General features: G+C 65.3%; 22 protein-coding genes. 8 read left to right on the top strand and 14 right to left on the bottom strand.

The window, feature by feature from the left end; genetic code table 11:
- Window positions 1-11: 11 nt before the first annotated feature.
- On the bottom strand, window positions 12-491 hold the full coding sequence (locus tag LO55_RS13215) for a (R)-mandelonitrile lyase (protein WP_071361801.1): 480 nt from the start codon (window positions 489-491) through the stop codon (window positions 12-14).
- Window positions 488-910: a (R)-mandelonitrile lyase gene (locus LO55_RS13210; RefSeq protein ID WP_071361800.1), complete on the bottom strand. Its 423-nt coding sequence runs from the start codon at window positions 908-910 to the stop codon at window positions 488-490. The genes LO55_RS13215 and LO55_RS13210 overlap by 4 nt, the downstream gene beginning before the upstream one ends.
- Before the next feature lie 225 nt (window positions 911-1135).
- Here LO55_RS13210 and mutS point away from each other — a divergent pair, with 225 nt between their 5' ends.
- Complete coding sequence (gene mutS, locus LO55_RS13205) at window positions 1136-3808, top strand: DNA mismatch repair protein MutS (RefSeq protein WP_071361799.1); 2673 nt, start codon at window positions 1136-1138, stop codon at window positions 3806-3808.
- Entirely contained in the window at window positions 3808-4773 is a 966-nt protein-coding gene (locus LO55_RS13200; RefSeq protein ID WP_071361798.1) for a hypothetical protein, read from the top strand. The genes mutS and LO55_RS13200 overlap by 1 nt, the downstream gene beginning before the upstream one ends.
- A gap of 46 nt (window positions 4774-4819) precedes the next feature.
- Here LO55_RS13200 and LO55_RS13195 read toward each other — a convergent pair whose 3' ends face one another.
- The gene (locus LO55_RS13195; protein WP_071361797.1) at window positions 4820-5353 is read right to left on the bottom strand and encodes an FKBP-type peptidyl-prolyl cis-trans isomerase; all 534 of its coding nucleotides are present in this window, start codon (window positions 5351-5353) and stop codon (window positions 4820-4822) included.
- A gap of 77 nt (window positions 5354-5430) precedes the next feature.
- On the opposite strand from LO55_RS13195, the gene LO55_RS13190 reads away from it, so the two are divergent.
- The 3 genes from LO55_RS13190 to LO55_RS25865 all read left to right on the top strand — a co-directional run bounded on the left by LO55_RS13190 (window position 5431) and on the right by LO55_RS25865 (window position 7617).
- Window positions 5431-6552 carry a cupin domain-containing protein gene (locus tag LO55_RS13190; RefSeq protein WP_005662766.1) on the top strand — a complete coding sequence of 374 codons (1122 nt, stop codon included), beginning with the start codon at window positions 5431-5433 and terminating at the stop codon, window positions 6550-6552.
- 14 nt (window positions 6553-6566) lie between these two features.
- Window positions 6567-7046, top strand: a complete 480-nt coding sequence (locus LO55_RS13185; protein WP_071361796.1) for a DUF7931 domain-containing protein — start codon at window positions 6567-6569, stop codon at window positions 7044-7046.
- A gap of 292 nt (window positions 7047-7338) precedes the next feature.
- Complete coding sequence (locus LO55_RS25865) at window positions 7339-7617, top strand: hypothetical protein (RefSeq protein WP_081589823.1); 279 nt, start codon at window positions 7339-7341, stop codon at window positions 7615-7617.
- Window positions 7618-7753: 136 nt separating this feature from the next.
- Here LO55_RS25865 and bamC read toward each other — a convergent pair whose 3' ends face one another.
- From bamC to LO55_RS13145, 8 genes are all read right to left on the bottom strand, one after another.
- Window positions 7754-8956 (bottom strand): NlpB/DapX family lipoprotein, encoded by a 1203-nt coding sequence (bamC, locus tag LO55_RS13180; RefSeq protein WP_083415319.1) that lies wholly within the window; start codon window positions 8954-8956, stop codon window positions 7754-7756.
- Window positions 8957-9001: 45 nt separating this feature from the next.
- A complete protein-coding gene (dapA, locus tag LO55_RS13175; protein ID WP_071361795.1) occupies window positions 9002-9880 on the bottom strand; it encodes a 4-hydroxy-tetrahydrodipicolinate synthase in 879 nt (292 codons plus the stop codon).
- Window positions 9881-9933: 53 nt separating this feature from the next.
- On the bottom strand, window positions 9934-10503 hold the full coding sequence (locus tag LO55_RS13170) for a class I SAM-dependent methyltransferase (RefSeq protein ID WP_229410252.1): 570 nt from the start codon (window positions 10501-10503) through the stop codon (window positions 9934-9936).
- Window positions 10504-10534: 31 nt separating this feature from the next.
- Window positions 10535-11188 (bottom strand): site-2 protease family protein, encoded by a 654-nt coding sequence (locus LO55_RS13165; RefSeq protein WP_071361793.1) that lies wholly within the window; start codon window positions 11186-11188, stop codon window positions 10535-10537.
- Window positions 11189-11251: 63 nt separating this feature from the next.
- Entirely contained in the window at window positions 11252-11875 is a 624-nt protein-coding gene (locus LO55_RS13160; protein WP_005662778.1) for an L-threonylcarbamoyladenylate synthase, read from the bottom strand.
- Between the two features lie 18 nt (window positions 11876-11893).
- The gene (gene htpX / locus LO55_RS13155) at window positions 11894-12769 is read right to left on the bottom strand and encodes a protease HtpX (RefSeq protein WP_071361792.1); all 876 of its coding nucleotides are present in this window, start codon (window positions 12767-12769) and stop codon (window positions 11894-11896) included.
- A 93-nt stretch (window positions 12770-12862) separates the two neighbouring features.
- On the bottom strand, window positions 12863-13975 hold the full coding sequence (locus LO55_RS13150; RefSeq protein WP_071361791.1) for an extracellular catalytic domain type 1 short-chain-length polyhydroxyalkanoate depolymerase: 1113 nt from the start codon (window positions 13973-13975) through the stop codon (window positions 12863-12865).
- 1 nt (window position 13976) lies between these two features.
- A complete protein-coding gene (locus LO55_RS13145) occupies window positions 13977-14408 on the bottom strand; it encodes a ribbon-helix-helix domain-containing protein (protein WP_071361790.1) in 432 nt (143 codons plus the stop codon).
- 281 nt (window positions 14409-14689) lie between these two features.
- Here LO55_RS13145 and LO55_RS13140 point away from each other — a divergent pair, with 281 nt between their 5' ends.
- Window positions 14690-15148 carry a hypothetical protein gene (locus LO55_RS13140; RefSeq protein ID WP_071361789.1) on the top strand — a complete coding sequence of 153 codons (459 nt, stop codon included), beginning with the start codon at window positions 14690-14692 and terminating at the stop codon, window positions 15146-15148.
- Between the two features lie 3 nt (window positions 15149-15151).
- On the top strand, window positions 15152-17083 hold the full coding sequence (locus LO55_RS13135) for a RiPP maturation radical SAM C-methyltransferase (RefSeq protein WP_083415318.1): 1932 nt from the start codon (window positions 15152-15154) through the stop codon (window positions 17081-17083).
- Window positions 17084-17175: 92 nt separating this feature from the next.
- Here the strand turns inward: LO55_RS13135 and LO55_RS13130 are convergent, their stop codons facing one another.
- On the bottom strand, window positions 17176-18009 hold the full coding sequence (locus LO55_RS13130; RefSeq protein WP_071361787.1) for a 3',5'-nucleoside bisphosphate phosphatase: 834 nt from the start codon (window positions 18007-18009) through the stop codon (window positions 17176-17178).
- Window positions 18010-18072: 63 nt separating this feature from the next.
- Complete coding sequence (locus tag LO55_RS13125; RefSeq protein WP_071361786.1) at window positions 18073-18933, bottom strand: LysR substrate-binding domain-containing protein; 861 nt, start codon at window positions 18931-18933, stop codon at window positions 18073-18075.
- Window positions 18934-19013: 80 nt separating this feature from the next.
- Here LO55_RS13125 and LO55_RS13120 point away from each other — a divergent pair, with 80 nt between their 5' ends.
- Complete coding sequence (locus LO55_RS13120; RefSeq protein ID WP_071361785.1) at window positions 19014-20081, top strand: NAD(P)H-dependent flavin oxidoreductase; 1068 nt, start codon at window positions 19014-19016, stop codon at window positions 20079-20081.
- A 251-nt stretch (window positions 20082-20332) separates the two neighbouring features.
- On the opposite strand, the gene LO55_RS13115 is transcribed toward LO55_RS13120, so the two are convergent.
- Window positions 20333-20875 (bottom strand): FlgO family outer membrane protein, encoded by a 543-nt coding sequence (locus LO55_RS13115; protein ID WP_071361784.1) that lies wholly within the window; start codon window positions 20873-20875, stop codon window positions 20333-20335.
- Window positions 20876-20879 lie beyond the last annotated feature (4 nt).

Below are 20879 nucleotides of genomic sequence, written 5' to 3'. Positions count from 1 at the left end.
CGTCCCTTTCCTTATCGTGGATACTGGGCATCGGAGACCTTCTCCATCCAGTCGACGTTCTTGCCGTCCAGCGTGCCGGTCATGGCGACATGCGACATGCCGGTCGTGCGCGTGGCGCCATGCCAGTGCTTGACGCCGGGCGGGCACCAGACCACGTCGCCGGCGCGGATTGCCACTGGCTTGCCGCCCCACTCCTGGGTCCATCCGCTGCCGGCCGTGACGACCAGGTACTGGCCGGCCGGGTGGGTATGCCATGCCGAGCGCGCGCCCGCCGGGAAAGTGACCTGCGCCGCCGAAAAGCTGCTCGATCCGCCGGCAGCCAGCAACGGGCCGACGTCGACATCGCCGGTGAAGTACGCGGCCGGTCCCTTGGTCGCCGCCTGCGCGCCCGCCTTGCCGACCAGCTGCGAGCGGGAAGCCGCAGGCTCGGCGGCGCCGGCAACGCCCACGGCGGCCAACAACAATGCCGGGACGAGGATGTTGACCATCATTGCGCGCCCCCCTTGTCGACCGAACCGGCCAGGTATTGTTCGTCGCTGACCTTTTCCAGCCAGTTCACATTGTTTCCATCGAGCGCTTCCTGGATCGCGATATGGGTCATGGAGGTCGTCGCGGTGGCGCCATGCCAATGTTTGTGTCCTGGCGGGCACTTAACCACGTCACCAGCGCGGATCTCCACGATGGGCCCGTCCCAGCACTGGGTCCAGCCGCAGCCGGCAGTCACGAGCAGGGTTTGCCCCAGCGGGTGGGTATGCCATGCGCTGCGCGCGCCTGGTTCGAAGGTGACGCTCGCCCCCGAGACCCGGCTCGGTTCCGTCGCCGTGAACAGCGGGTCGATGCGAACGGTACCGGTGAAGTACTCCGCCGGGCCCTGTTGCGAAGGCTGCGAGCCATTGCGTGCCAATTCCATTTTCATGCTCCCTGGATGCATTGTTGCAGTCTGCGTCGAGACTGTTGGGAACAATATAAAGAGGGGAGAATCGTGCGGCTAGATGGCCAAACGCGGATAACCCTATGAATCCTGCTCATGACGGGCCTGTCACCAGCCGCACCCGGGTTGGTGTCCGGGCAGGTCAATCAAGGTAAAATGGCACATCCCGGCCCCACCCGCCTCGCCGTACCGAATCACGAAGACATGACCACCGCTCCCAAAGAAATCAACGCCGCCGCCATCAAGAACAGCGCGACGGAAAAGCTCACTCCGATGATGCAGCAATACATGAGCATCAAGGCAAATTATCCGACCATGCTGGTGTTCTACCGCATGGGCGACTTCTACGAGCTGTTCTTCGACGACGCCGAGAAAGCCTCGCGCGTGCTGGGCATCACCCTCACCGCGCGCGGCAAGTCGGGCGACCAGCCGATCAAGATGGCCGGCGTGCCCTTCCATTCGCTGGACGGCTACCTGGCCAAGCTGGTCAAGCTGGGCGAATCCTGCGCCATCTGCGAGCAGATCGGCGACCCGGCCCTGTCGAAGGGCCCGGTCGAGCGCAAGGTGGTGCGCGTGGTCACTCCCGGCACCCTCACCGATTCCGACCTGCTGCCCGAAAAGGCCGAACGCCCGCTGCTGGCGCTGTGCCTGATCAACCAGCGCAAGACGGTCACCGCAGGTCTCGCCTGGCTGTCGCTCGCCAGCGGCAACCTGCGCCTGATGGAATTCTCGGGCGACGCGCGCGCCGTCGAACAGCGCCTGGCGCACGAACTCGAACGCATCTCGCCGGCCGAGATCCTGCGCGCCGATTGCGCCGACATGTTCGAGACTGATGGTTCTAATGCCCACCTCCAGCGTGTGCCCGAATGGCATTTCGACGTGCTCAAGGGCCACGGCGCCCTGCTCGAGCAACTGGGCGTGGCCACCCTCACCGGCTTCGGCGCCGACGGCATGGGCGCCGCATTCGGCGCGGCCGGCGCGCTGCTGCGCTATGCGCAATCGACGCAAGGCCGCGGCCTGCAGCACGTGCGCGGCCTCGCCTGCGAAACCGAGAACGAATACATCGGCCTGGACGCCGCCACCCGCCGCAACCTGGAACTCACCGAGACCATCCGCGGCCAGGAGTCGCCGACGCTGTTCTCGCTGCTGGACGGCTGCCGCACCGCGATGGGTTCGCGCCTGCTGCGCCACTGGCTGCACCATGCGCGCCGCGACCAATCCGTGGCGCGCAGCCGCCACCAGTCGATCGCAGCGCTGATCCAGGCCGAGGCCAACGATGCACTGTCGTCGACCCTGGCCCAGGTGCCGGACATCGAACGCATCACCACCCGCGTGGCGCTGCTCACCGCGCGCCCGCGCGACCTGGCCGCCCTGCGCGATGGACTGAAAGCCCTGCCGGTGGTGCGCGAACAGGTGGCGCGCTGCTTCGTCCCGGGCGACACCTGCCTGCTGCGCGAGATCCACGACGACCTGGCCACGCCAGGCGAATGCGTCGACCTCCTCACGCGCGCCGTGATGGAGGAACCCGCCGCGATGGTGCGCGACGGCGGCGTGTTCGCGCGCGGCTTCGACGCCGAGCTCGATGAACTGCGCGCGCTGTCCGAGAACGCCGGCCAGTTCCTGGTCGACCTCGAGACGCGCGAGCGCGCCCGCACCGGCATCGCCAACCTGCGGGTCGAATACAACAAGGTGCACGGCTTCTACATCGAAGTCACCAACGGCCAGGCCGACAAGGTGCCGGACGACTACCGCCGCCGCCAGACCCTCAAGAACTGCGAACGCTACATCACGCCCGAACTGAAGGCCTTCGAAGACAAGGCCCTGTCGGCGCAAGACCGCGCGCTGGCGCGCGAAAAAATCCTGTACGACCAGCTGCTGGCCGACCTGGCGCCGCACATCGGCTGCCTGCAGACCATCGCGCGCGCGCTGGCCCAGGTCGACGTGCTGGTGGCCCTGTCGAGTCACGCGCTGCGCCACGGCTGGTGCGCGCCGGTCCTGAGCGATGCGCCGTGCCTCACCATCGTCGAAGGCCGCCATCCGGTGGTGGAAAACCAGATCGAGCGCTTCATCGCCAACGACTGCAAGCTGTCCAACGACCGGCGCCTGCTGTTGATCACCGGCCCGAACATGGGCGGTAAATCGACCTTCATGCGCCAGGTGGCCCTGATCACCCTGCTGGCCTACGTCGGCAGCTACGTGCCGGCCACCAGTGCCACGATCGGTCCGATCGACCGCATCTTCACCCGTATCGGCGCCAGCGACGACCTGGCCAACGGCCGCTCGACCTTCATGGTCGAGATGACCGAATCGGCCGCGATCCTGAACGGCGCCACCGAGCACTCGCTGGTCCTGATGGACGAAGTCGGCCGCGGCACCTCGACCTTCGACGGCCTGGCGCTGGCCTGGGCGATCGCACGCCACCTGATCGACACCAGCCGCAGCTTCACGCTGTTCGCGACCCACTACTTCGAGCTGACCCAGCTGCCCGAGACCTATTCGAGCGCCGCCAACGTGCACCTGTCGGCGGTCGAGCACAAGGACAGCATCGTGTTCCTGCACGCGGTGCAGGACGGCCCCGCCTCGCAGAGCTACGGCCTGCAGGTGGCGCAGCTGGCGGGCGTGCCGCAACCGGTGATCAAGGCCGCGCGCAAGCACCTGGCGCGCCTGGAAGCGCAGGCGCTGGATGCGACGCCGCAGCTCGACCTGTTCGCTGCTCGGACAGCCGAGGAAGAGATCGGCGAAGCGCCGGCGCAGACGCCTGCTGCAGAGCCGCAGGACGACGGCCTGCGCGACGCGCTCGACGCGATCGATCCGGACGCGCTCACGCCGCGCGAAGCGCTCGAACGTCTCTACGAGCTCAAGCGCCTCGCCGCCTGATGCAAGCACGGCGCCGATCACTGCTGCTGGCAGCCCTCCTGTCCTTCACGCCGCTCGCCGGCGCCAGGGACAAGGTGGACAAGGCAGACAACAGCGCGCACCGGTTCGCGGTGATCGGCAACAGCGCAGGCAGCCAGGGCGACGACGACGGCGAGGCGCGCCTGAAACAGGCGCTGGCCGATTCGTCCGAAAAATCGCTGGCCTTCGTCGTCATCAACGGCATCAAGGGCGGGAAGGAAAGCTGCGGCGACCGGCTGTACCAGCAGCGGCGCGACATCATCGAGCGCGCCCGACGACCGACCATCGTGTCGCTGGCCGGCAGCGACTGGACCGCCTGCCGCAACTCGGCCAACCGCACCAATGCGATCGAGCGTCTCAACCGCCTGCGCGAACTGTTCCACGGCGAGCCGGAGTCGCTGGGCCGCGTAAAGATCCACCTCACCCAGCTGTCGGCCAGCCCGCGTTTTCGCAGCTATGCCGAGAATGCGCACTGGAAGGTGGGCAAGGTGCTGTACGCCACCATCAATCTCCCGGCCAACAATAACCACTACCTGGAGGCGGCCGGCCGCAACAGCGAGTACGAAGACCGGACGGTCGCCAACCGCTTCTGGCTGAACCGCCTGTTCGCGATCGCGCGCAGCGACAAGGCCGAGGCGCTGGTGCTGTTTTCGGAAGGCGCGGTGCGGCCGTTCTACCTGGACCAGCCGGCGGGGCTACGCGGCCTGCTGCGGCGCGATCCGGTGGAGAAGGACGGGTTCGAGGCGGTGCGGCGCCAGATCCAGGGCCAGGCGGTCAAGTTCGACGGCAAGGTGCTGCTGGTCGACGGCGGCACGCCGCATGGGAAGAAGCCCGGGATCGAATGGAAGGGCAACCTGGGACAGCTGTCGGTGGGAACGAAGGCGGTCGAGGTAAATGTGAAGCTGGGGAAAGAAGCGACGTTCGCGGTCGAAGACGCGAAGCAATGAGCATTCGCGGCCCCGCACGACGCAGGGACCGCGAACGTATCAGTGATTACTGCAGCGGCTGGCTACGGAAGTGGTCGCCTTCTTCGCTGTCATCCATCTCGTGATGATGACCGCCGGCGCCATGCACGTGGCCGTGCTGGATTTCCTCGGCGGTGGCCGCGCGCACGTCGATCACCGACAGCTCGAAGCGCAGCGCCATGCCGGCCAGCGGGTGGTTGCCGTCCAGAACGACCTTGTCTTCGGCGATCTCGGTCACGGTGAAGATCACCGGCTCGTCGTCGCCGCCTTCGGCCACGCCTTCGAACTGCATGCCGACTTCGATCGGCTCCGGCAGGCGCGCGCGGTCTTCGACCTTGACCAGCTCTGGCTCGTAGTCGCCAAACGCATCGTCCGGTTCCACCTGGATCATCGACGAATAACCGACTTCCTTGCCGTCGAGCTCTTCTTCGATCTTTGGCAGGGTGTTTTCGTAGCCGCCGTGCAGGTAAACCATCGGCTGCACGCCTTCTTCGATCAGGTTGTTCTGGGCATCCGACAGCTTGTAGTTAACCGTCACGACCGTGTCTTTGGCAATCTTCATCGCACATCCTTTCGTTGTAAGGGGCCGATTATACCCCCGATGGGTTCCCCACCTTGTCCGGCTGGTTATAATGACGCATGAAAAAATTACCGCTTCTCGGGAATATCACTCCCGCCGAGTTTCTGCGCGATTATTGGCACAAGAAACCGCTCCTGATCCGTGGCGCCATCCCCGGCTTCAAGCCCCTGCTCAAATTCGAAAAACTGGCCGAGATGGCGCGCCAGAATCACGTCGAATCGCGCCTGGTCACCCAGAAGGACGGCAACTGGGACATGCAGCACGGTCCCCTGGCCGAACTCCCCGCGCGCACCGAACCGAACTGGACGATGCTGGTCCAGGGCGTCAATCTCTATGATGAACGCGCCGACGAGCTGCTGCGCCAGTTCCGCTTCGTGCCCGATGCCCGCCTGGACGACCTGATGGTCAGCTTCGCCACCGATGGCGCCGGCGTCGGCCCCCACTATGACTCGTATGACGTATTCCTTCTGCAGGCCCACGGCAAGCGCCGCTGGAAGATCGGTTCGCAGCAAGACCTGACCCTGGTCGAAGGCTTGCCGCTCAAGATCCTGGCCAATTTCAAGCCCGAAGAAGAATTCGTGCTCGAGCCGGGCGATATGCTGTACCTGCCGCCGCATTATGCCCACGACGGCATTGCCGAAGGCGAATGCATGACGTATTCGATCGGTTTCCGCTCGCCTTCGTTCCAGGAATTGGGCGAAGCCTTCCTGCAATTCATGGCCGATTCCATCGATTTGCCGGGCCGTTATGGCGATCCGGAATTGAAACCAGCCAAGAATCCGGCCGAGATTCCGCGCGATATGCTCGACACCGTCACCGAAGAATTGAACAAGGTGCGCTGGGACCAGGAAGACGTGACCGTCTTCCTGGGCGAAACCATGTCCGAGCCGAAGCACAATGTGTTCTTCACCGGTCCGGCGAAACCGCTGACCGTGGGCCGCTTCATGGAAAGCGCCGCCAAGCGCGGCATCAAGCTGTCCAGCAAGTCCCTGATGCTGTACCGCGGCAAGCACGTCTTCATCAACGGCGAATCGTTCGCCGTCGGCCGCGCCGACAAGGTGGTGCTGGACGTGCTGGCCAACGAGCGCCGCATCGATGGCGCCGTGCTGGACAAGGCCACCGACGACGTGCTCGAAGCCCTGTACACCTGGTACCAGGACGGCTGGGTCGAGCTGGGCTGAACGACGAGGTGTCGATGAGCGAACCACGCACGATTGCCTTCGACACCCGCCTCGACTGCGAGGCGCACTTTCTCGCTTGCATCGAAGCGGCACAGGCCACCCTGGCCGTTGTCGATCCGGATGCCGCGGTCTTTCCACTCGGCAGCACCAGGACCGATACCGCGCTGCGGGCCTTTCTTGCCCGCGGCGGCCGGCTGCGCCTGGCGCTGCACGATCCCTCCCACATCGCGCGCCACTATCCGCGCTTTTTGCGCTTGCTGCGCGACTACAGCCACCTGTGCGAGTGCCGGCAAACGCCACGCAGCCTGCGCCAGCTCACCGATTCCTTCTGTATTGGCGATGAGCGGCACATCGTACGCCGCTTCCACAGCGACCACATGCGTGGCGAAGCGGCCTTCGACAATCCTGCCGCCTGCGAACTGTCGCAGCACCGCTTCGAGGCGATCTGGCAAGAGTCACATCTCGTATTGCAAACGTCCACTACTGGCTTATGAGCAGCCTCAATCGCTGACTGAAAAACGCCACATAGTTACATATTGCGGTGTTTCTTAGCCACGTTGCATCTTGTAACAATATGAAGCTTATTCGCCCGCAAATTTCTTTCGCTACGGCATGTGTTCGCTATTGCGAAACAGTAAAATTGTCTATAATATCAATCAGGAAGGTTCCGTTGCGTCTATGGCGTTAACGCTATTTGTGAAGGCACGAGAATTCCACAGAGAAATAATTACCGGTAATTATTAATCGCAACAAGTGTTCGACTCTTGTAAATACTAAGGAAAAATCATGAAAAAAACCCTGCTGATCGCCTCCCTGTTCGCTGTGACCCTGGCTGCTTGCGCTAAGAAAGAAGAAGCGCCAGTCGCACCAGCTGCTACCGAAACCCCAGCAGCTGCTGCACCAGCTGACGCAACCGCAACCCCAGCTGCTGACGCAACCGCACCAGCTGCTGCTGACGCTGCTGCCGCTGACGCTGCTGCTGCTGCAACCACCGCAACCGACGCTGCTGCTGCTGCTCAGACCTCGGCTGACCAGGCTGCTGACGCTGCTGCTACCACCAAGTAATTCGTTACTTCGGTAAGAAGAACCGGTCTGCGGACCGGTTTTTTTTCGTCTGTCGATATCACGACGGGGGCGATATCAGGTCGCCCCATGAAAAAACCGGCCACGCAGGCCGGTTTTTTCATGCACGAGGAGAAGGTTACTTCAGCTCGGTATGCAGCAGGTTCAGGATCTTGCCCGCGGTCGGCGAGGTATCCGCCTGGCCTTCGTTGTTCTGCACCGTGACCTTGCTGACGTTGGCGCCCTGCTCGGTCTTGACCAGCACGCGGTAGCGCTGGGCTTCCTTGAGCTCGTCTTCCGACTTGCCGCCCCACGAGAACAGGCGCTTGAAGAAGCCTTCCTTCTGCTCGGCCGCGTCCGGATCGACGTAGCGCACGAAGTAGATGCCCTGCACGCGATCGCGGTCTTCGACGGTGAAGCCAACGCGGTCGAGCGCCAGGCCGACGCGGCGCCAGGCGCGGTCGAAGCCTTCGTCGACCTCGACCGTGTCGCCCACCAGCTTGGCGTGCTGCGGCGCCACCGGTGCGTTGGCGACCGTCGCTTCGGCCGTCGCCACTTCCTTGCTGCCGGTCAGCATCGCGACCATGCGGCCCAGGAATCGCGATTCCAGGCCCGGATCGTTCGGGCGCGAAGTCCAGGTAGTGGTTTCGTTCTGCGGGCCGGTCAGGACTTCCTCGGCGCCGCGGTGGCTGACCCACACCTCGGTCGAGCCGTCCGGCAGGCGCTCGAGGCGGGTGCGGAACTTGTCGCGTTCGCCAGTCGAGTAGGCGCGGTCGAACACACGGCCGATGGTGTTACGGATGAAGTCTTGCGGGATCTTCGAACGGTTCTCGACCCAGGCAGTTTCCATGGTGCCGGTCGTGGACGACTCGGTCTCGATGGCGAAGCCCTGCTCTTCCCAGAACTGGCGCAGCTGCGGCCACAGTTGTTCCGGGGTCTGCTTGACCACCAGCCAGCGCTGGTCGCCGTTGCGCTGCACGCTGACGGCGTCGGTCGAGATCGGGCCGATCTGCTGGTTGCTCGCCACGGCGCCAGGCACGAAGCCGCCGCCCGTGCCGGCGGCAGCGGCCGCCTGGCCGGATGCGGTGGCGACGCCACGGCCGTCAGGGATGGCGTAGCGGTTGTCGCGCTGCAGCTTGGTCAGGTCGGGCGGCACGTCCAGCGGCGCGGCTTTCTTGGCGCCCTTGTAGTCGACCTTGTCGCCTTCGAAGATGGTGGTGCAGGCCGCCAGGCTGAAAGCGAGCGCGGTCAGCGTCAGCACGCGCGCGGCAGCAGGAGCGGAAACCAGGGGCGAGAAGTTGGAACGCGCGGAGTTGAATCCCGAGTACTTGCTTTTAGTCATGTCGTTCGATATCAGGTCAGGAACCCGAACCCTTGCGGGCCGGGATTAGGAATGAACGCCGGCTTCCACCAGGGCGGCGCGCACGGTCTCGTGGTACTGGGCGGACAGCGGCGCGAGCGGCAGGCGCAGGCCGGCCGGCATCTTGCCCATTTCGGCCAGCGCCCACTTTACCGGCACCGGGTTCGGTTCGACGAACAGCTTGCCGTGCAGGCCGAGCACGCGGTTGTTGATCTCGACCGCACGGGCGACGTCGCCGGCCATCGCCGCCACGCACAGCTCATGCATCGCGCGCGGGGCGACGTTGGCCGTCACCGAGATATTGCCGGCGCCGCCGCAGAACATCAGGGTCATCGCGCTCGGATCATCGCCCGAATAGACGGCGAACGATTTGTCGACCATCTTGAGCAGCTCGATGCCGCGGCCGATATTGCCGGTGGCGTCCTTGATGCCGACGATGTTCTCGATCGGCGCCAGGCGCGCGACGGTCTCGTTGGCCATGTCGGCCACGGTACGGCCCGGCACGTTGTACAGGATGATCGGCAGGTCCACACTTTCCGCGATGGCGCGGAAATGGCGGTACATGCCCTCTTGCGTCGGACGGTTGTAATAGGGAACGACCTGCAGCGAGGCGTCGGCGCCGCATTCCTTCGCATGGCGGGTCAGCGCGATCGCTTCCGCGGTCGAGTTGCCGCCGGTGCCGGCGATGACCGGGATGCGGCCGGCGACGTGATCGACGGCCAGCTTGACGAGTTCGCAATGCTCTTCCGGCGACACGGTGGCGGATTCGCCCGTCGTGCCCACGATGACGATCGCGTCCGTGCCTTCCGCGACGTGCCAGTCGATCAGCTTGCGCAAGGAATCGCGGTCAAGACTGCCGTCTTCGAACATCGGAGTGACGAGTGCTACGATACTGCCCTTAATCATAATCTTGGCCGTGCCATTCAATAAAAAATCTGATTGTAGCGGATAGCCCGCCGCTATGGTTCATTCCTGACCACAATATGGTCGAGCCGGGCCTCGGTTTTGGCAAAAGCCGGGCCGGCCGCGCACAGGCGCTGCACCTGGGCCGGATGCGGCCGTTCCACATGGCCATCCTCGTAGGCCAGCACCTGCAATCCACCGTCTTGCGCCAGCCCCAGCAACTCGCCGGGCCCCAGCAGGAAGGCGGGATTGGATGGCTTGCCGTAAATCTGGTTGCCCTGCGCAAAGGTTTCGTAGATCAGGATGCCGTCCGGCCGCAGGCTGGCCGCGAGCTGCGCGAACAGGGGCCGGTGCAGGTAATTGGTGACCACGATCGCCGAGAAACGTCCCGCCTCGAAGGGCCAGGGCGAACCCTCGGCCTCGAGGTCATAGGCCATGGTCGTGACGTTGTGGCCGGCGCTGGCGGCCAGCGCCTCGGGCCTGAGGTCCAGCGCCAGCACCTGCAGGCCGCGTGCCGCCAAGAGGCGCGTGTGACGGCCATTGCCGCAAGCCAGGTCGAGCGCCTCGCCCGGCGGCGCCAGGGAAACGAAGCGCTCCACCCACGGCGACGGCGGCAGAGTCTGCATGTTCACGCGTGGCGCGTCGACTGGCATGGCGTCAGAACAGCACGAAGGTGAACGGCAGGACCATCAGGTCCACGATCCAGCGGCCCAGCTGCATCACCGGCACCACCCAGTAGCCCACCAGTTGCAGGAACACCAGGCCCAGCACGATGAAGAAGCCGTAGGGCTCGATGCGGGCGAATTTCCAGGCCAGGCTGTTGGGCAGCATGCTGGTCAACACCCGGCCGCCGTCCAGCGGCGGGATCGGCAGCAGGTTGAAGGCCATGATCAACAGGTTCGTGAGGATGCCGGCTTCGGCCATGCGGCGCGGAAACGCCTCGCTGACGCCGAAGAACACCAGCAGCGCCGCGAACAGCAGCCACAGCGCGGCCATGATGAGGTTGGCGATAGGGCCGGCCAGCGCGACCCAGGCCATGTCGCGCTTCGGATTGCGCAGGCGGCCGAACTCGACCGGCACCGGCTTGGCGTAGCCGAACACGAAGGGCGTGAACAGATACATCATGATGGGGATCACGATGGTGCCCCAGATGTCGACGTGCACCAGCGGATTCAGGCTCATCCGGCCCTGGGAATAGGCGGTGTTGTCACCGAAATATTTAGCGGCGTAGGCGTGGGCGGCTTCGTGCAGGGTAATCGCAAAAAGGACGGGCAGCGCGTAGACGGCGATGTTGCGTATCGTTTCATCCATAAGGAGGATTCTATCAGAGGGCGGTACGCACTTGTCCTGTGGAATTCTTAAGCCAGCATTACCTTACAGGCCGAAAGCCGCCGGATCGCCCCTGCCCTCGCGCACCAGCTCCGGTTCGGGGCCGGTGAGGTCGATGATGGTGGTCGCCTCCAGCATGCCGGCGCCGCCGTCGATGATCAGCTCGATCTGCTTTTCCAGGCGCTCGCGCACTTCTTCCGGGTCGGACAGCATGTGGTCGTCGCCCGGCAGTTGCAGGGTGGTGCCGATCAGCGGCTCGCCCAGTTCTTCGAGCAGCGCCAGCGTGATGCGGTTCTCGGGCACGCGCAGGCCGATGGTCTTGCGCGACGGGTGCGACAGCCGGCGCGGCAGTTCGCGCGTCGCCTCCAGGATCACCGTGTACGGACCCGGCATCGTGGCCTTGAGCAGGCGATATTGTGAATTGTCCACGCGCGCATATTGCGCGACCTCGGACAGGTCGCGCACCAGCAGGGTCAGGTGGTGCTTGTCGTCGACGCCGCGGATGCGGCGCAGCTTGTCGACCGCCGTCTTGTCGTCCAGGCGGCATACCAGCGCATAGGCGGAATCGGTCGGCAAGGCGACGATGCCGCCGCTGCTGACGATCTGCGCCGCCTGCTTGATCAGGCGGGCCTGGGGATTCTCGGGGTGGATCTGGAAATATTGGCCCATCTAAACGTCCTTCATCTGTTAGCGCAGTTGCTGGAGCGCGGCGATGCGCTGCTCCATCGGCGGGTGGGTCGAGAACAGCGCGCCCCAGCCGCCGCCGCTGCCGGAAATGCCCGACGCGGCCATCGTTTTCGGCAGCGCGCCCGGCGCGAAGCCGCCCAGGCGGGCCAGCGCATGCTGCATCGGCACCGGGCTGCCCATCAGTTTCGCGGCGCCGGCGTCGGCGCGGAATTCGCGCTGGCGCGAGAACCAGGCAACGATGATCGAGGCCAGCAGGCCGAACAGGATCTCGAGCACGAACACGCTCGCGTAGTACCCGATGCCGGGGCCTTCGCCCTCCTTGCGGAACAATACCTTGTCGACGAAGAAACCGACCACACGCGCCAGGAACACGACGAAGGTGTTGACCACGCCCTGGATCAGGGTCAGGGTAACCATGTCGCCGTTGGCGATGTGCGCCACCTCGTGGCCGAGGACGGCTTCGACCTCGTCCTGGTTCATGCTCTGCAGCAGACCGGTCGAGACGGCGACCAGCGCCGAGTTTTTAAAGGCGCCCGTAGCAAACGCGTTGGGCTCGCCGTCATACACGGCGACTTCGGGCATGCCGATGCCGGCGCGCTCGGACAGGCGGCGTACAGTCTGCACCAGCCATTGCTCGGTGGCATTGGCCGGCTGCTCGATGACGCGCGCGCCGGTCGACCACTTGGCCATCGGCTTACTCATCAGGAGCGAAATGAAGGCGCCGGTGAAGCCGATGACGATGGACATGACCGCCAGGGCAGGAATGTTGAGCCCTTGCGCGGACACGACACGCCCCAGGCCGAGCAGGTTCATGACCAGCGTCAGCACCAGCACGACGGCAAGGTTGGTGGCAAGGAACAGAACGACACGCTTCATGGCAGACATCTCCAGTGAGTTCATGACAGGATGCCAAGATTGGGCTGGACCAGCGAAAAATCAAGGGCACAGCCATTAGCGGACCGGGCTGTCCTATCGCTGCAGGAAGAACCGCAGCATCTCGCGCGAGGCGCAGGGGCCAAGCGCATCGGTGTGGGAGCCGGCCGCATCGCCACCCGCCCAGGTGTGGCCGGCGCCATGCACGATCCAGTGTTCCGCCATCGCCCTTCCCTCCTCGTCGCGCCAGATGCGCTGGGTAGCGCGGCGTCCGCCCTGCGTGGATGCCGTTTCGCTCGCATGCAGCGGCGTGGCGCGCAGGCCGGCGTGGGCGCCGACGAATTGCTTCAGCACCGCTTCACCGTTGCCCGGATCGACCACGTGGTCGGCATCGCCATGGAAGACGATCACCGGCACCGCCTCGCGCAGGCTGCGCGCGCGGCCCGGTTTCTTCATGGCTTGCAGGCCCGTGATCATGTCGCGCGCGCTGCCCGCCGGCAAGCCCGAATGGACGCCGATCGCGGCGAACAGTTCCGGATACTCGGCGCCGAGCACCGCCGCCATCGCGCCACCGGCCGACATGCCGGCCACGAACACCTGCGACGGCTCGGCATCGTATTCCCGCACCACCTGGCGCGTCATGCCGGCGAGGATGCCGGGCTCGCCCGCGTCGCGCGCCTGGTGGCCCGGCTCGAACCAGTTCCAGCAGTGGGAACGGTTGGCGCGGCCGTCCTGCTCGGGGTACAGCACCAGGAAGCCGAACTCTTCGGCCAGCGCGTTCATGCCGGTGCCCACCGCGAAGTCGTCCGGGTTCTGGGTGCAGCCGTGCAGCATGACCACCAGCGGGCGGCGGCCCTCGGCCGGTTTCGCCGGGATGTACAGCTTGTAGCGGCGGCTGCCCGCTTCGCCGCCATGGCTGCCGGTGATGAAGCGGCCGGGCGCCGTCTTCCTGGACGCCGGTTGGCGGGCAGCGGGCCGGGGCGGGGCGGAGCGCCCGGTCGTATGCCGGCTCCAGTCGGGCGCCGGGTTCAGGTCGACGAATTCCGGCTGGCGCGTAAACGCGCTGGCCGACGGGTGCGCCTCCGGGGTGGCGAGGCCGGCCTGCGCCAGCGCCTGCTGGATCACGGCGGTCGCTCCGGACACGTCCTTGGCGCGCGCCAGGCGCGCCGATTCCAGCATCTGGCCGATAAAACGATCGAGGTTTTTCATGTCAACTCCCGTAACGGGTGTAAATGCGGTCTGCCAACGCCTGCCGGACCGCCGGAGCGGCTACGAAGGCGCCGAGCACGTGGATCGAGGCGATCGCCCGGACGGCAAGCTCGACCGGGACGTCGTCTTCGATCACGGCCAAACCCAGCACATTGATTTCAAGCTGCTCCCGCTGAGCCACGACCTGCTCGAGTTCGCGCAGCGAATAACGGTGCAAGCCCATGACGTAGCGCTTGCGCACGACGGCCTGGCGGATCACGTCGGCATGTTGCTGCAACAGGTTGCGAATTGCCGCGCGGACGAGGTCGGTACGATTGGAATAAAAACCCTCATCGACCAGCAGGTCGACCTGGGCCAGGTCGACCAGGCCGACATTCACGGTGACCTTGTCGCTGTCTGGCAGCCTTGCTTGTGAAAGTGCGCGCTTTGCCATCCCCACATACTCCTCTTATACTCCAATTGGAGTATCCTATGCCGATAACCGGTGGCGTACAAGCTTTTTCTGGCGCTGCACCGGTCCCCGCGTGCCGGCGGCGCAACATCGTCCTGCGCGCGGCATCGAGTGCATTACTGGTGTTCCGCTGAGCGAAAGTTCCTGGAGCCGGTTGGCGTTGTGAGAGGAATCAAGGTCGCACTCTCTCCTGCATACGCTGTATTGAAGTGCGTCGAGCGGTCCATTAGGCTTTCCTTATCACGTCACTCCGGGGGCTCATCATGGACTGCAAGTCGACTGATCGCATTGCCTTCAAGCAGCAGCTATTTGCCCGTGAAGAACTTTCCCGACGCTGGCCGGCACTGAACAAATACATCAGTTCCACGAGCGCGCTCGAAGCGGCCTATGTCAACACCGAACAGCTGGTGGGCAACCGCCTCGACATCTCTCGCGGCACGGCCCAGGAAGCACTCGACTTCTACAACAAGGTGGTGCAAGACGGCCGCTATATCGATCGCCTGCTCGAAGCGCCGCAAGAAGTGGCCGAGAAACTGAAATTGCCGCTTTCCAAAGAAGCCATCGAACGGCTGGTCACCGTCAACCAATTGCTTCCACCCGGAAGCACGGTGATGAACATCGCCGTCGTGGCCGTCGCCGTGGCCGTGACCGTCGTGATCGTCAAGGGCATCGATCCGCTGGAAGAACTCGTCATCGACCAGCGCGGCCTGGTGAGACTGTAGGGCATGGAGACATCGGCGCCGAAGGTCGTGCTGGCCAGCCTGCCGTGGGCTACCTACGCCGAGCCCTCCCTGGGCCTGGCGACATTGAAAGCGGAGCTGGACAGAGCGGGCATTGCCTGCCGGGTTCGCCACTTGAACCTGCGATTGCTGCGGTATGTCAGTGCGCAATCGTGTTCGATGCTGGCCACGTTCTGGGGCATCAATGAGTTCCTGTTCACGGGATTACTCGACGGCGAACTGGACGACGAGCAAGCCGCATGCCTTGCCGAGCGCTGCGCGGTGCATGCGGCGACGGTCCAGCAAGACCGCTACCGCTCGACCGAAGCGCTGCTGCATCTCTGTCTCCGGCTGCGCGACGACGTCATGCCCCAGTACCTGGCCGAGTGCGCCGACGACATCCTGGCCTCGCACCCCACGCTGGTGGGGTTCACCTGCATGTTCGACCAGACCATCGCCTCGGTTGCCCTGGCACGCTTGCTCAAGATGCGGCGCCCCGACCTGCCCGTGATCCTGGGTGGCTATGCGCTCGAAGGAATACCTGGCGATAACGTGCTTCGCAGCTTCCCATGGATCGATGCCGTGGCGCGCGGAGACGGCGAACCGCAAATCGCGCGCCTGGCCTGGGCTTCGGTGGGAAAGGACGACCTCGCCCGCATTCCCGGCATTCAGGTGCGCGCCGGGCCGGGGATCGCGCCCCCATCCGCCGCCAAAGGGTTGGCGGCTGAACTGAACCGCAATCCGCCGCCCGACTACACCGACTGGTTCGCCGACCTCGATGCCCTTCGGTCTGAAGAATCCATCACCGTCCACAGCAAGGTGTTGCCGGTGGAGGCGTCACGCGGTTGCTGGTGGGGCCAGCACAAGCACTGCGTCTTCTGCGGCATCGACGAGGACAGCCTGCGGTATCGCGCCAAATCGTCCGGGCAGGTGCTGGCCATGCTCGACGCCATGCGCCAACGTTATGGCGATCGCATTTATCGTTTCTCGGATTACATTCTTCCGCGCCAGTACTATCACGACATGCTCGATCGTCTGTCACAGACCTCCCCCCGGCTGCGCCTGATGGGAGAAATCAAGGCCAACCAGAGCGACGAGCGCCTGGGCCGTTTCGCGGCAGCGGGCTTCGTCGAGCTTCAACCCGGCATCGAATCGTTCTCGTCCGAAGTGCTCAAGCTGATGGACAAGGGGGTGCGCGGCATTCACAACGTCCTGACCCTCAAATCCGGCTACCGGCACGGGATTCAGATCAATTACAACATCCTGTATGGTCTGCCCGGCGAGCAGGCGGCGTGGTATCGCGCCATGTTGCGTCAATTGCCCAAGCTTTATCACCTGACGCCGCCAGTCAGCCGCACCGAAACGATCGTCACCCGCTTCGCGCCCTTGCAAGCCGACCCGGCGCGCTTCGGCCTGTCGAGCAAGCCGCGCCATCATCGCTGCTATGACGTCATGTTTTCCCAAGCCTTCCAGGAAGAACACGACTTTCGGCTGGACGACTATGCCTATTATTTCGCCCGCGGCTTCGAATACCCGCAAGAACTCGGGACGCTCTATCGGATGCTGGTGGAGCAGGTCGACCACTGGAAGGCACAGCATCGCGACCGGGATGTCTATCTTTATTATGTCGATGACGGCGAAGCGCTGACCGTGCACGACAGCCGTTTCGGCGCCGAATGCACGCGGCATTTCGACGGCCTCGAGCGGCGCCTGCTGCTCGCCTGCGATGACGCGACCCAGACACTGGATGCCATCACACTGGCATTGCCGGAATTCCACCGGGACGCCATCGCGCCTGCCGCCCAGTTGCTGGCGGACGAATATCGCCTGCTCTGGCGTGAAGGCGAACACTATCTGTCCCTGGCGGTGCCCGAAGAAGTCTGGCAGCGCCATATCGCGGGCAACTGGCCAAAGAGCTGGACTGCGAACTACTGTTAGCCGGCGCTACTGGTGCATGCCAGCGCCCGTGCCGCCGCACCAGACGAAGATGCCTGTTTCATTTCCTGACGGTACGGTGCGTGCGGGTGCTTTCAGAACCAGTCGTGCCACACCGGCGTCACGCCGGATGGCAGCGGCGGCAGCTCGGCAAACTCGACCCGCGCCTCGCCCGGCGCATGGAAATCGGTGCCGCGCGATGCCAAAAAGCCGTAGCGCCGCGCCACCTCGGCATAGGTCTGGTACTGGTCCGGCGTGTGGCTGCCGGTGACCACTTCGATGGTCTTGCCGCCCAGCTGGCGGAACTCGTCGAACAGCACGCCTTCGGCAGTCGCGCTGAATTTGTAACGCCCCGGATGCGCGATCACGGGAATGCCGCCAGCGCCGCGGATCCAGCCCATCGCCTCGCCCAGCGTGGCCCAGCGGTGCGGCACATAGCCGGGCCGGCCTTCGGTCAGGAAGCGGCGGAATACTTCGGAGGTGGTGTCGCACACGCCGATCTCGCACAGGAAGCGCGCGAAATGGGTGCGCGACATCAGGTCGGGATTGGCGACGTAGCGCAGCGCGCCCTCGTAGGCGCCGGGAATGCCGGCCTGCTCCAGCTGGGCCGCCATCTCTCGCGCGCGCTTTTCGCGGCCATTGCGGGTCGCGGCCAGGCCGGCGATCAGGGCCGGATTATCCTCGTCGACCTGCAGGCCGACCACGTGCACGGTCTCGTTGGCCCAGGTGACCGAGATCTCGACCCCGGCCACGAAGCGCATGCCCAGCTCACCCGCCGCCTTGCGCGCGGCCTTGATGCCGCCGACCTCGTCGTGGTCAGTGAGCGCCCACACGTCGACCCCGCCCTTGCGCGCATAAGCCGCCACGTCGGAAGGAGCAAGGACGCCGTCGGAGACGGTGGAATGGCAGTGGAGGTCGACTTTCAGCATGGGGCAAATGAGGTATCTGGAACGACACATTGTACGCGCATTTGCCCGCACTTCACGGGCGCCTCACGCCGCGCGCAGCCGCTCGGCGAACGCGCGGAACGCCGGCGTCGCGAAGCCGTCGCGCCAGACCAGGCAGGTGTCGAGGCGCCCCAGCGGCAAGGTCTTGAGCGCGGCCGGCGCCCCGCTCAGCGCCAGCACGCTGGCCGGCAGCACCGTCACGCAGGCGCCGGCGGCCACGCAGGCGATCATCGCGTGATACGAGTTCATTTCCTGCACCCGCCAGGCGGTGGCGCCGGCGATGCCCAGCCGCTCTTCGGCGAGGCTGCGATAGGTGCACCCCCGCGGGAAGGCGGCCAGCGAGCGCGCCCTCACCTGCCGGGCGTCGTCGACGTCCGCCTCGCCGGGCGGCAGCAGCAATAACAATTCCTCGGCCCACACCGGCATCGACCGCAAACCCATCTCGGCAAGGTCTGCGACATCGTCCGGGAAAGCGGCGAAGGCGCAATCCAGCGCGCCGGCTCTCACCTGCTCGACGATCTGGCGCGACGGGCCGGTGCGCAAGACCAGCTGCGTCGCCGGATGATCGGCGTGGAAGGCGGCCAGCACACCCGGGAGGCGGCTGGCCGCCGTGCTTTCCATGCTGCCGATGCGCAGGACGCCGCCGGACGCGCCATCCGACACGACTTGCCGCGCCTCGTCTTCCAGCGCCAACAGCCTCTCGGCATAGGCAAGAAACTGTTCGCCCGCGGTCGACAAGGAGATACGCTTACCCACGCGTACCAGCAGCTCGGCGCCGAGGTCGGCCTCCAGTTGCTGGATGCGTGTCGTCACGTTCGACGGCGCTCGCCCGAGCCGCGCGGCGGCCTGCGTCACACTGAGTTCCGCAGCCACGGCGCAAAAAATCCTTAAAGATTCAGTTTCCATATATCTTTTCTCAAAACAGAATGATACCATCACTTCATTCTCGATTTGAGAATACAAGTCAAGTGCCAAAGGAGCCAGCCATGCAGTCGTTCCACCCATTCTTCAGCCAGCTGTCCATCCAGCATCCGATCATCCAGGCGCCAATGGCAGGCACGTCGACGCCGCGGCTGGCGGCGGCGGTGTCGAATGCGGGCGCACTGGGTTCACTGGGAATCGGCGCGAGCACGGCTGCCCAGGCGCGCGCGATGATCGAGGAGACGCGGGCGCTGACCGGCAAGCCGATCAATGTCAACGTGTTCTGCCATGCTCCGGCCCGGCGCGATGCCGGCGTCGAAGCCGCCTGGCTGGCCCACCTGGCGCCATTGTTCGATGAAGCCGGCGCGGCCCTGCCAGCGTCGCTCGAGGAAATCTATCGCACTTTCAACGATGACGAAGAGAGTTTCCGGATGCTGCTCGCGCTGCGCCCGGAAGTGGTCAGCTTCCACTTCGGCCTGCCCTCGGGCGAGCGCCTGACGGCGCTGCGCGCGGCCGGCATCCGCACCATGGCCACCGCCACCAACCTGGACGAAGCCTTGAACATCGAACGGGCGGGAGTGGACGCGATCGTGGCGCAAGGCATCGAAGCAGGCGGCCACCGCGGCATGTTCGACCTGGAGGCGACCGACGAACGGCTGAGCATGGCGGTGCTGGTGCGCCTGCTGGTCAAGCGGACAACGCTGCCGGTGATCGCGGCCGGCGGCATCATGGACGGCGCCAGCGTCAAGGCGGCGCTGGACCTCGGCGCGGCCGGCGCCCAGCTCGGCACCGCCTTCATCCTGAGCCCGGAATCGGCGGCGAACGACGCCTACCGCGCCAACCTGCAGAGCGCACGCGCCGCCGCCACCAGCTTGAGCGCGGCGATCTCGGGACGGCCGGCGCGCGGCATCGTCAACCGCTTGAGCGCCCACGGCGCGTCCGGCGTCCCGGCCGCCTACCCGGTCGCCTATGACGCGGCCAAGCAGCTGCACGCGGCGGCGGCAAAGGCGGGCAACCACGAATATGCGGCGCACTGGGCCGGACAAGGCGCGCCGCTCGCGCGGGCCATGCCGGCGGCGGAACTGGTGGAGACGCTGGTGCGCGAACTGCATGCCGCCGGCAACCCGGCCTGATGCGGACCAGCCTGACCTCGCCCTGCATCTGATGGGCGAGTTGCAGCGCTATCGCGCGCAAGGCGGGCCGGTCGGCCCGGTGGCGCAGCGCTTCGTGTCCGCGATCGGGAACGCGGGCGCTGTCTACGGGATCGAGGCGGATGTGCTGGAGCGGATGGCTGCGCTGGCGCTGGCGCCAGAGCCGCTGGAAGAAGCCGCGCTGCGCTGGATGCGCAACCAGTTGCCGGAGATCGTGCGACGGGTCGTCTTGTTTAGTCCGGCACCAGCATGGAACGGATCGTCCCCTGCTTCGCCAGCACGTAGTCATGCCCCGCCAGCACCAGATTCGTGGTCGGCTGAATCACCTTGACGTTGATGAAGATGGTGTCGCGCGTCTCGGCATACGAACCCACGACCACCGCCTGCGCATTGTGCGTGCCGGCCACTTCGCCCAGCTCGCGGGTGAGCATCAGCTCGCCCTGGTTGCGCTTCAGGTAGACGCTGTTGCGCAGCTTCATTTCCAGCACCGGCAAGCCGCCCTGGGCCAGGCGGGTGGCGATCTGCTCCGACACCACGCGGCCCAGCATCGAGCTGCGCTCGAGCGCGTCGATATTGACGAGGGTGGCCATGATCAGGGGCTGGTCGCCGGCCAGCTTGCCGGCCAGCTGGGCCTGCAACGCGTCGGCCGCGCGATAGTTGGCGGCGACGAAATCGTTGGCGCTCACCGAGGTGTAGTTGGGCTGCTCGACCAGCGCGCAGCCGCCCAGCAGCAAGGCCAGGCCCAGCGCGGCCGCCGATAGTTTCAATGTGCGCATAGTC

The organism is Massilia timonae (genome assembly GCF_001866515.1).
Classification (GTDB): Bacteria; Pseudomonadota; Gammaproteobacteria; order Burkholderiales; family Burkholderiaceae_D; genus Telluria; species Telluria timonae.
The sequence above is the reverse complement of the archived record's forward strand: the minus strand, read 5'-3'. Positions and strand labels throughout refer to the sequence as shown.